This is a genomic window from Pseudomonas sp. GP01-A4 (assembly GCF_058780865.1).
Genome location: NZ_JBYSWF010000121.1, coordinates 1 through 11,211 on the forward strand (window position 1 = coordinate 1; position 11,211 = coordinate 11,211).

General features: G+C 61.1%; 10 protein-coding genes and 1 pseudogene. 6 read left to right on the forward strand and 5 right to left on the reverse strand.

Annotated elements, in window-relative coordinates:
* Positions 1 to 155: 155 nt before the first annotated feature.
* Entirely contained in the window at positions 156 to 698 is a 543-nt protein-coding gene (locus AC3WKX_RS33390; protein WP_003209127.1) for a helix-turn-helix domain-containing protein, read from the reverse strand.
* A gap of 104 nt (positions 699 to 802) precedes the next feature.
* Here AC3WKX_RS33390 and AC3WKX_RS33395 point away from each other — a divergent pair, with 104 nt between their 5' ends.
* The 5 genes from AC3WKX_RS33395 (at position 803) to AC3WKX_RS33415 (ending at position 6,898) form a co-directional block, all read left to right on the forward strand.
* Positions 803 to 1,585, forward strand: a complete 783-nt coding sequence (locus AC3WKX_RS33395; RefSeq protein WP_003209128.1) for an aldolase — start codon at positions 803 to 805, stop codon at positions 1,583 to 1,585.
* Between the two features lie 27 nt (positions 1,586 to 1,612).
* Complete coding sequence (locus AC3WKX_RS33400) at positions 1,613 to 2,500, forward strand: dihydrodipicolinate synthase family protein (protein WP_102606426.1); 888 nt, start codon at positions 1,613 to 1,615, stop codon at positions 2,498 to 2,500.
* A 206-nt stretch (positions 2,501 to 2,706) separates the two neighbouring features.
* Positions 2,707 to 3,246, forward strand: coding sequence for an RNA polymerase sigma factor (locus AC3WKX_RS33405; protein ID WP_087692632.1), 540 nt, complete (start codon positions 2,707 to 2,709; stop codon positions 3,244 to 3,246).
* Positions 3,243 to 4,211, forward strand: coding sequence for a FecR family protein (locus AC3WKX_RS33410; RefSeq protein WP_003209134.1), 969 nt, complete (start codon positions 3,243 to 3,245; stop codon positions 4,209 to 4,211). The genes AC3WKX_RS33405 and AC3WKX_RS33410 overlap by 4 nt, the downstream gene beginning before the upstream one ends.
* 128 nt (positions 4,212 to 4,339) lie before the next feature.
* Positions 4,340 to 6,898: a TonB-dependent receptor gene (locus AC3WKX_RS33415; RefSeq protein WP_003209136.1), complete on the forward strand. Its 2,559-nt coding sequence runs from the start codon at positions 4,340 to 4,342 to the stop codon at positions 6,896 to 6,898.
* Positions 6,899 to 7,003: 105 nt separating this feature from the next.
* Here AC3WKX_RS33415 and AC3WKX_RS33420 read toward each other — a convergent pair whose 3' ends face one another.
* Positions 7,004 to 7,321: a ribbon-helix-helix domain-containing protein gene (locus AC3WKX_RS33420; RefSeq protein WP_003209138.1), complete on the reverse strand. Its 318-nt coding sequence runs from the start codon at positions 7,319 to 7,321 to the stop codon at positions 7,004 to 7,006.
* A 16-nt stretch (positions 7,322 to 7,337) separates the two neighbouring features.
* The gene (locus tag AC3WKX_RS33425) at positions 7,338 to 7,919 is read right to left on the reverse strand and encodes a DJ-1/PfpI family protein (protein WP_102606425.1); all 582 of its coding nucleotides are present in this window, start codon (positions 7,917 to 7,919) and stop codon (positions 7,338 to 7,340) included.
* A gap of 323 nt (positions 7,920 to 8,242) precedes the next feature.
* Here AC3WKX_RS33425 and AC3WKX_RS33430 point away from each other — a divergent pair.
* A pseudogene (locus AC3WKX_RS33430) lies at positions 8,243 to 9,239 on the forward strand (DMT family transporter).
* Positions 9,240 to 9,251: 12 nt separating this feature from the next.
* Here the strand turns inward: AC3WKX_RS33430 and AC3WKX_RS33435 are convergent.
* Positions 9,252 to 10,469, reverse strand: coding sequence for a class I SAM-dependent methyltransferase (locus tag AC3WKX_RS33435; protein ID WP_102606424.1), 1,218 nt, complete (start codon positions 10,467 to 10,469; stop codon positions 9,252 to 9,254).
* A 41-nt stretch (positions 10,470 to 10,510) separates the two neighbouring features.
* A complete protein-coding gene (locus AC3WKX_RS33440; protein ID WP_003209147.1) occupies positions 10,511 to 11,128 on the reverse strand; it encodes a TPM domain-containing protein in 618 nt (205 codons plus the stop codon).
* Positions 11,129 to 11,211 lie beyond the last annotated feature (83 nt).

The following is an 11,211-nucleotide window of genomic DNA, read 5'->3' on the forward strand; positions in this document are numbered from 1 at the left end:
AAGCCGGAGTGAGGGCACTCCGAGCCTACGCGAGGAGCCGAGTGGTGGGGCAAGAGCGTTTTGCTTACTTTTGCGCTCTTCAAAAGTGAGCCGCTGTAAGAGCGGAACCGTCAGCGGCCATCACACAAATAACGGATATGCCCCCACCCCCACCATCACCCCTCAGCACTATGCACCACCACCAAAAGCTGCGCCTGAACCTCCCCCACCGACCGAATCCGATGCGGCTTCTGCGCATTGAAATGCAACGCATCCCCCCGATTCAACACCACCCGCTCACTCATGAAATCCACCTCAACCTGGCCTTCATGCACAAACAAAAACTCCTCCCCCAAATGTTCCTTGAAGGTCTTGTCGGTGAACTCCGCCGGCGGGTAAATGATGAACGGCAACAAACTACGCTCACTGACCTGATGCGCCAGCACCGCGTAACCCGGTGACGCATCGGTGCCCGACAACGCCTGCCGTTCGTGGCTGCGCACCAGGCTGTAGCTGTCGAGGCTGACATTGTCCTCGCTGAACAATTCTTCGACCTTCACATTCAACGCCTTGGCCAGTTTCAGCGCCGCCGCAATCGACGGCGTATTCAACCCGCGTTCGACTTTCGACAGGTAACTCTTGGTCATCCCGGATTTTTCCGCGAGCGACTCCAATGTCACACCAAGTTTTTTTCTCAATATTTTCAAACGGATAGACATGCGCAGCGGTTAATCCATTAAAGAGGCGATGATGAATGCTTGCTAATGACACTTTGTGTCATATAGTCTCTTTAGTGTCATTTGAGACAAACAAGGACACTGATATGGCCAAGACATTAGCACTCCCGAAAGACCAACTGGTCAAGCAGGCGCTGACCCAGATGCAAAACACCCTGGCGGATAATACGTGGACCGACCGGCAAAAGCTGGCGTTGACCTGCCGGATCCTGTTCGAAAACGGCCACGACTCCGGCCTCGCCGGGCAGATCACCGCACGCGGCCCGACGCCTGGCACCTACTACACCCAACAACTGGGCCTGGGTTTTGATGAGATCACCGCCAGCAACCTATTGCTGGTCAACGAAGACCTGGAGGTGCTGGAAGGCCATGGCATGCCCAACCCGGCCAACCGTTTTCACAGCTGGGTGTACCGCGGTCGCCCGGACGTGAACTGCATCATCCACACTCACCCGACCCACATCGCTGCGTTGTCGATGCTGGAAGTGCCGTTGCAGGTGTCCCACATGGACCTCTGCCCGTTGTACGAAGATTGCGCATTCCTCGAAGCCTGGCCCGGGGTGCCGGTGGGCAACGAAGAAGGTGAAATCATCACCGCTGCCCTGGGGGATAAACGCGCGATTCTGCTTTCCCACCACGGCCAATTGTCCACTGGGGCGAGCATCGAGGAAGCCTGTGTGATCGCACAGTTGATCGAGCGCGCGGCCAAGTTGCAGCTGCTGGCGATGGCCGCCGGCACGATCAAGCCGATCCTGCCGGAACTGGGCCGCGAAGCCCATGACTGGATTTCCAAGCCCAAGCGCCACGGCGCCGCGTTCAACTACTACGCTCGGCAGAACCTGCGCCAACACGCCGATTGCCTGAACTGAAACCCTTTTTCGACCGGAGACCTTTCCATGTCCAGCCCTTCTATTCACGGCATTATCGGCTACACCATTACCCCGTTCAGCACGGACGGCCAGCGCATTGACCTCGACGCCCTGGGCCTTTCGATCGACCGCCTGATCGACAGCGGCGTGCACGCTGTCGCACCGTTGGGCAGCACCGGCGAAGGCGCCTATCTCAGTGATGCAGAGTGGGATGAAGTCGCCGCCTACAGCATCCAGAAGGTGGGCAAGCGTGTGCCGACCATCGTCAGCGTCTCCGACCTGACCACCGCCAAGGCCGTGCGTCGTGCGCAGTTTGCCGAGGCCCACGGCGCGGACGTGGTAATGGTATTGCCGGCCTCGTACTGGAAACTCAGCGAGGCGGAAATCCTCGCCCACTATGCGGCCATTGGCGACAGCATCGGCGTGCCGATCATGCTCTACAACAACCCGGCCACCAGTGGCACCGACATGTCGGTGGACTTGATCCTGCGCATCGTCAACAGCGTCGACAACGTGACCATGGTCAAGGAAAGCACCGGGGATATTCAGCGCATGCACCAATTGCACCGGCGCAGCGAGGGCCAGGTGCCGTTCTACAACGGCTGCAATCCGCTGGCACTGGAGGCGTTTGCGGCGGGCGCGAAAGGTTGGTGCACGGCGGCGCCGAATCTGATTCCTCAGCTCAACCTGGATTTGTATGAAGCCGTTTTGGCCAATGACCTGGAGAAAGCGCGGGATCTGTTTTATCGCCAGTTGCCGTTGCTGGATTTCATCCTCAAAGGTGGCTTGCCGGCGACGATCAAGGCCGGTTTGCGGCTGACGGGACTGGAGTCGGGGGATCCACGGCTGCCGGTGTTCCCGCTGGCTGAGGCAGGCCGTGTTCAGTTGCAGGAACTACTGACCCTGTTGCGCTGAAACGCAATCCAAATGTGGCAGCGGGCTTGCTCGCGAAGGCGGTGGGTCAGTCAATTAATAGGTCGACTGACTCACCGCATTCGCGAGCAAGCCCGCTCCCACATTTAGTCCGCATCCAACCTTGGATTTTCAATAGAGACAAATGACAATAGTTCTCGATATCATTCACGACTTTTCCACGTCGTGCTTCGTCAAGAAGGATATCCATGTCTCGTCCCAAGCCCGACCCGCTGTCGGCCGATGCCTTTCGCGGGTTTTATGCAGATATCCTGCATTTCCTGCGTAAACGCACGGACAACGCCAGCGACGCGGCAGACATGACCCAGGATGTCTTCACCCAATGGCTGGACTACCGCGACCGGGCTCAGGTCGAGCAGCCACGGGCGTTTCTGTTCCAGATGGCGCGCAATCTGCTGCGCGATCACTGGCGCAAACAGAAGGTGCGGCACACCGTCCACCAGCAGCAGGCCGAACTGGATGCCGAACCTGTCAGCGACTCGCGAGACGATCCCATGGCCGCCGCGCAACGCCTGCAACGCCTGGAACAGTTGAAAGAAGTCCTCTCTGAACTCTCGCCGAGAAGACGAGAAGCCCTTATGCTGCACCGCTTCGAAGGCCTGAGCCAGGCGCAGATCGCCGAGCGCATGGGCGTTTCGGTCAGCATGGTGGAAAAGCACATCGCTTTTGCCTTGCTGCATTGCAAGCAGCGACTTCAACAAGAACAGGGCAAGGAGCAGCCAGAATGACCCGTCTGAGCGACATCGACACCTGTGACATCGAGGCCAGCGACTCCATCGATGCCCAGGCCGCCAGCTGGTTTGCGCGCAACCGCAATGACGCCGGTCGCGCCGACCGCAAGGCGTTTGCCGCCTGGCAGTCCGAGCCGGCCAATGCCCGCGCCTATGCGGAATTCGAACAGCTTTGGGCCGACCTGGCCCAGTTGCAGCAACTGAACAAACCGACACCGCTGCCCGTGCGCAAACCACCCGTGTGGCGCCCGGCCCTGGCGGTGGCTGCCGCCCTGGTGTGTGCCGTGCTGACGAGCAACATCGGCGCCCCACGCGAGCTGTTCCACGCCCAGGTCGCGGCCCATGCCAAAGGAATGCGCACCATGCATTTGCCTGACGGCAGCACCTTGTACGTCAACGCCAATACGCGCCTGCGGGTGGACTTCAACAGTCACCAGCGCATCGTGCATCTGGATCAGGGCCAGTTGTATATCGAGGTGGCGCCCGACAAGGAACGACCGCTGTTCGTGCAGGCCGGTGAAGCCAATGTGCGGGTGGTCGGCACCGGCTTCGATGTGCGGCGCAGCAAGCAGCAGTTGGTGGTCAGCGTGGCCCATGGGCAAGTGGCGTTCGATCCGGATGCCAGGCTGCCGGCCACCCTGCTCGGCGCCGATCAGCGCGCTACGTTCAGTTATGCCAAAGGCACGCTGCAGCAGCAAATCCTCACTGCCGGCGAGGTCGCCGATTGGCGCGGCGGCCACGTGTCGTTTCGTAATCGCGAGCTGGCCAGCCTGATGGACGAGTTGAGCCTGTACCGGCCCCAGGCGCCGTTGCTGGTGGACAGCGCGGTGGCGCAACTGAAGGTCTCGGGCAATCTGGACGTGAATGATCCGGACGCCCTGCTCAACGCCCTGCCGGCGCTATTGCCGGTGAAAACCGTGGCCCTGGCCGACGGCAATATCAGGATCGAACCGCGCAAATAGCCCCGCGGAATTCTTATTTGAGAATATTTTGCATTCGCATGTGAGGATTATTTTTCCTGCCGCGTCTTCCTCGGGTCTGCGTTTGATACGCACACCTTTCTGGCCATTTGGCTACTCCGGGGGATTTCATGTTTCGCGCGCCTTGCCACGTTCAGCACCTGTTTCTTCGACCCACCGCCATTGCCGCCTGCCTGGCCTTCAGCCTGAGTGCCCAGGCCGAGTCGTTCAAGCTGCAACTGCCGGCCCAGTCCCTGGCTACGTCCCTGAGCCAGGTGGCGCAGCAGGCGAAAATCCAGCTGCTGTTCGATGAAGCGCTGCTGAAAAATATCCAGGCGCCGGCCCTCAATGGCGACTTCACACCGGAAGTGGCGATTCGCACCCTGCTCAAGGACGGCGAGTTCGTATTGCTCAAGGTCGGCAGCACTTACGTGGTACGCCCCGAAGAGGGCAAGACCACCAACAGCAGCGCGATCCAGCTCGACGCCCTGAGCGTGATCGGCACCGGCAACGAGGTCGACTCCACCACCGTCGGCCGTTCCACCCTGACCCAGGCGGACATCGACCGCTACCAGTCCAACAACATTCCCAGCCTGCTGCAAACCTTGCCCGGCATCAGCCAGGGCGGCTCGCTGAAGCCCGGTGGCCAGACCATCAACATCCGTGGTTTCGGCGACGCCGAAGACGTGCCGCTGACCGTCGATGGCGCCACCAAAAGCGGTTTTGAGCGCTACCAGCAGGGCACTGTGTTTATCGAGCCCGAGCTGATCAAGAGCATCGAAGTGGAGAAAGGCCCCAACTCGCCCTTCAGCGGCAATGGCGGCTTTGGCGGTACGGTCAACATGACCACCAAGGATGCCCCGGACCTGCTCAAGGACGGGCGCAACAGCGGTGCCATGCTCAAATACGGCTACTCCAGCAACGACCATGAGCAGGTCTACAGCAGTGCCGTTTACGGGCGTACCGATGACGGCCGCTTCGATGCGCTGGCCTACCTGACCCAGCGCGACGGCGGCGACATGAAGCTGGCCGCCACCCTGCCCAACGACAACAACCAGTACCCGATCAACCCCAAGCGCCTGCCCAACAGCGCCCAGAATGTGGACGGCAAACTGTTCAAGTTCAATGCTCACTTCACCGATGAGCAAAGCCTGGGTCTGTCGTATTCGCGCTCCAACAGCCAGCGCTGGACGCCCTTCTCTGCCGCCAGCTACCCGACGCCGCCGACCCAGGCCAACATCGACCGCTATGGCTACGAAGCCGCGCTGAAACGCTTCCTGGCCAACCGCAATACCGTCGACACCACCTGGTCCGGCAAGTACGAATACCAGCCGATGAATAACCCGCTGGTGGACTTGACCATCAAGTACTCCGAATCCAATACCGACCAGACCGACGAGCGCGACGCCACGGCGTTTTTCCAGTTGGCCACCGGCGGGCGCAAGATGGACACCTCCTATAACGACAAGAACCTCGACGTACGCAACGTCAGCCTGTTTTCCACCGGTGCGTTGCAGCACGCGGTGACCACCGGTGTGCAAATCCGCAAGCACACCCGGGAAACCGAAATGTGGATGCCCGGCGCCACCTACAACACCCCGAAATACAACTACGGGCACTTCCAGCCGGGCTTCATGCCCCATGGCAAGGTCGACACCAACAGCTTCTTTATCCAGGACGCGGTGACGCTGGGCGATGTGACCATTACCCCGTCGATGCGCTATGACCATGTGCGCAACCGCGGCGAGGCCAACGACGCGCCGTACTACAGCAACCCGGACCCGGCCATCGGCCATGACTACAGCGACCGCACTTACACCGGCTGGTCGCCACGCCTGGCGGCGTACTGGACCATCACCCCGAACGTGGCGATGTTTGCCAACTGGAGCCGCACCTGGCGTGCGCCAGTGATCGACGAGCAGTATGAAGTCCAGGGCCTGGGCAGCCGCACCGCCACCAGCCTGGACCTGGACCCGGAGCGCATCACCTCCATCACCCTGGGCAACGTCACCAGCTTCGCCGACGTGTTCGCCCACGGCGACAACCTGCAACTGCGTACCACGCTGTTCCACAACAAGGTCGAGGACGAAATCTTCAAGGCCACGGGCGTGGGCTGCCAGAACCAGGCGGTCAACGGCGGGACGATTTCCAGCGCCTGCCCGCCGGGCGCGATGTCCAACTACCGCAACATCGGCGGCATGACCATCAAGGGTTTCGAGGCCGAGAGTTTCTATGACTCCACCTACGTGTTCGGCTCGGTATCGTTCGCCTACACCACCGGCAAACATGAAGGCGCCTACACCAACCCATGGGGGCCGGACGTCTGGGCGCGGGACATTCCGCCAACCAAATGGGTGGTGGTGCTCGGCACCAAGATCCCGAGCCTGGATATGCGGGTAGGCTGGCAAGGGCAGTTCATCGGCGCCACCAGCCGCCTGCCGAGCGACAAGTATTCCGGCGGCCCGGGCACCAGCATCGGCGACCTGTTCTACGACCAGTACGGCAACAAGCGCTACAACACGCAAGGCCTGTTCGCCAGCTGGAAGCCGCAACAGGCTTACCTCAAGGGTACCGAGGTGAACTTCACCGTGGACAACCTGTTCAACAACAACTTCCGGCCGGCCCTGAGCGGCGACCGCGCCTACACCAAGGGCCGGGATGCGAAGATCAGTGTGACGCGGTTCTTCTGACCCCTACTAATCAATGTGGGAGCGGGCTTGCTCGCGAAAGCGCTGGATCAGTCGGTACATGAGTTACCTGACACACCGCCTTCGCGAGCAAGCCCGCTCCCACATTCAGATCTTCTGCGCGCCATTTCTTGTATTCACAAGGCTGAGCTCTGGGGCGTGAACCCGCTGCTTGCTCAAATACCGCGTGCAACTCACCCGCAAGAACGAAGCAAAATTCACCACTTCGCCGCGGTAATCCATCACTTCCTCATACAGCTTGGCGATCAGTTGATTGGTGGTCATCCCATCCACCTCGGCGATCTCGCTGAGGATGTCCCAGAACTGGTTTTCCAGGCGCACGGTGGTCACCACGCCGCAGATGCGCAGGGAGCGCGAGCGGGATTCGTACAGAATCGGGTCGGCCTTGACGTACAGTTCGCACATGGCGATGACCTCCGCTTTACAGGGTGATTTTGGTGCCCAGCAGTCCGAGGAAACCCGCGAGCCAGCTTGGGTGCGCCGGCCACGCCGGGGCCGTCACCAGATTGCCTTGAACGTGGCTGTCGGTCACCGGGATATCGATGAACGTACCGCCCGCCAATCGCACTTCCGGCCCGCACGCCGGGTAAGCGCTGCACTCGCGGCCTTCCAGAATCCCGGCAGCCGCCAGCAGTTGAGCGCCATGGCACACGGCAGCGATGGGTTTGCCAGCCTGATCGAAATCCTTGACCAGTTGCAGGACCTTTTCGTTCAGCCGCAGGTACTCAGGGGCACGGCCACCCGGCACCAGCAGCGCGTCGTAGTCGGCGGCGTTCACCTTGGCAAAATCCGCATTCAGGGCGAACAGGTGCCCGGGCTTTTCGCTGTAGGTCTGGTCGCCTTCGAAGTCGTGGATCGCCGTGCGCACGGTCTGGCCGGCGGACTTGTCCGGGCACACGGCGTGCACGGTATGCCCCACCATCAGCAGCGCCTGGAACGGCACCATCACTTCATAGTCTTCGACGTAATCGCCGACCAGCATCAGGATTTTTTTCGCGGCCATGGGACATTCCTCCGGTTGAACGGTTGGGCAGACAGGAGTAGCCAAGATAGACCCGCAGGCTTGATCCGGGTAATGGCCCGCTACTACATCAGCACCCCGGCTTGTGTGGGAGCCGGGCTTGCCCGCGATGCAGACACCTCGGCCTGACAGGTAAACTGCGTTGATCCCATCGCAGCCTCGCCAAGGCTCGACAGCTCCCACATGAACCGAGTCGCCCGTTCAAACTGTACGGCTCAATCTGCACCTAGCTGTAAGCCCGTGTTTGCGGGGCTTTGTGGCTAGATGAACGTCCACTTCCGGCCCATTCGATTCTGGTTCCTTCCATGAGCTCCCGCGAAAATACCGGCATGGCCCTCGGCCTGCTGGGCGTCGTCATCTTCAGCCTCACCCTGCCCTTCACCCGTATCGTGGTGCAGGAAATCCACCCGCTGCTCAACGGCCTGGGCCGGGCGTTGTTTGCGGCGGTGCCGGCGGCGGCTTTGTTGCTGTGGCGTCGCGAGCGCTGGCCCACCTGGCGCCAGGTGCGCGGGCTGACGCTGGTGATTGCCGGGGTGATCCTGGGTTTCCCGGTATTGTCGGCCTGGGCCATGCAAACCTTGCCCGCGTCCCATGGCGCGCTGGTCAACGGGTTGCAGCCGCTGTGCGTGGCGCTGTATGCGGCGTGGCTGTCCCATGAACGTCCGTCGAAGGCCTTCTGGGCCTGCGCGGCGCTGGGCAGTGCGCTGGTGCTGAGTTATGCGTTGATCACCGGGGCCGGCAGCATCCAGGCGGGCGACCTGTTGATGCTCGGCGCGATTGCCGTGGGTGGCCTGGGTTATGCCGAAGGCGGCCGGTTGGCCAAGGAGATGGGCGGCTGGCAGGTAATCTGCTGGGCGCTGGTGCTGTCGACGCCGGTATTGATCGGGCCGGTGGCCTACCTGGCGCTGCAACACGAAGGGCCGATCTCCATGCGCACCTGGTGGGCGTTTGGTTATGTCTCGTTGTTTTCGCAGTTCCTGGGGTTCTTTGCGTGGTACGCCGGGCTGGCCATGGGTGGCATCGCCCGGGTCAGCCAGATTCAGCTGTTGCAGATCTTTTTCACCATCGCGTTTTCGGCGCTGTTTTTTGGTGAACACATCGAGCCGATTACCTGGCTGTTTGCCTGCGGGGTGATTGTGACGGTGATGTTGGGGCGCAAGACCAGCGTGAAGCCTGCGCCAGCTCCCAAGGCTAGCGCGATCTAATGTGGGAGCGGGCTTGCTCGCGAATGCGGTGGATCAGTTGATACATCAGGTGACTGACACACCGCTTTCGCGAGCAAGCCCGCTCCCACATTTTTGATTTGCGTCGTACTCAGGCGAGGTAACCTTCCGACCGCAGCAGGGTTTCCAGGCAATGTTCGGTGATGTTGTAGAACGCCTTGAGCTCCTGGATTTTCTCCAGGAGTTGAGCGTTGTCCACCGGCTCGGCACGCTTCACGGCCAGGATCATCTTGTTCTTGTTGGTGTGCTCCAACGAGATGAACTCAAACACCTTGGTCTCATAGCCGCACGCTTCAAGGAACAACGCGCGCAAACTGTCGGTGACCATTTCCGCCTGCTGGCCCAGGTGCAGGCCGTATTGCAGCATCGGCTTGAGCAGCGCCGGGCTCTGGATCTGCAGGCGAATCTGCTTGTGGCAGCACGGCGAGCACATGATGATCGACGCACCGGAGCGGATGCCGGTGTGAATCGCGTAGTCGGTGGCGATGTCGCAGGCATGCAGGGCGATCATCACGTCCAGTTCGCTGGGCGCGACGCTGCGCACATCCCCGCACTTGAACACCAGCCCCGGGTGGTCCAGGCGGGCGGCGGCGTTGTTGCACAGGGTCACCATGTCTTCGCGCAGTTCCACGCCGGTGACTTCGCCGTCGGCGTTGAGGGTGTTGCGCAGGTAGTCGTGGATGGCAAACGTCAGGTAGCCCTTGCCCGAGCCAAAGTCCGCGACCCGCACCGGCTGGTCCAGCTTCAGCGGCGAGGTGGTCAGCGCATGGCTGAACACTTCGATGAACTTGTTGATCTGCTTCCACTTGCGCGACATCGCCGGGATCAGCTCGTGTTTGGCGTTGGTCACACCAAGGTCGGCGAGGAAGGGCCGGGTCAGGTCCAGGAAGCGATTCTTCTCGCGGTTGTGCTCGGCAGACGGCGCTTCGCGCAGTTGCTGCGGCTTGCTTTTGAACAGTGAGCTTTTGTTTTTCTTGCTGTATTCCAGCTGGGCTTCGTCGGTCACCGACAGCAGGTGCGCATTCTTGAACGCCGCCGGCAACAACTCGGCAATTGCCGCCACGCCGTCGGCCAGGGAGAAGTTCTTGGTGATGTCGCGGGTCTTGTAGCGATAGACGAAGGACAGGCAAGGCTGATCCTTGACCGTCAGCTGCTTGATGATCAGCTTCTGAAGATCAGGCTCGGTGCCGACGTACTTGGCCAGCACCAGCTTGATAAAGGCGTTTTGCTCAAGGCTCGCGCTCAGCAGTTCGAGGAACTGCGCGTGATGATCCGGCGCGGGGCTGGCAGGTTTAGCGGTGGCAGACATGAACAAAAACGCCTCGGGCAGGGAATGCCGGGAATTTTACACTACTCCAACACCACCAACCGATTCGGCAGCTCATTGCGTGCGTGGGTCACCGGAACGTGCTCCCTGAGCAATTCCCCGCAAGCCTCAATACACGCCACAAACCCGGCCAACGTCTGGCCTTGCTTCACCTGGCGGGTGAAGTCCTTGACGATCGCATCCCAACTGCTGTCATCCAGGCGACTGGAAATCCCCTTGTCCACCAGGATTTCCACATACCGCTCGGCCTCACTGACAAAAATCAGCACCCCGGTGCTGCCCAGCGTGTGGTGCAGGTGCTGCTCGAGAAACTGCCGCCGTGCCAGGTTGGACGCGCGCCAATGGCGCACCGAGCGCGGGATCAGTCGCGTGGTGACCCTGGGCAAACGGAACACCAGGCACAGCACGACGAACGTGCCCCACTGCGCCAGCAGCAAGGTGTACATGGTCAACCAGCCCGACAGGTAGTGGATGATCCCCGGCACCACCAGCGCCAGCAGGCTGGCCCACAACAGCGGGATGTAGGCGTAGTCGTCGGCGCGGGCCGCGAGCACGGTCACCAGTTCGGCGTCGGTCTGTTGCTCGACCCGGGCGATCGCCTCGGCGACCTGGCGTTGCTCGTGTTGACTCAGTAATGCCATGGTTGTTGATGCTCTCTAGTTATTGTCATTACCAGCCGCCCGAGGCGCCACCGCCGCCAAAACCACCGCCGCCGCCCCTGAAG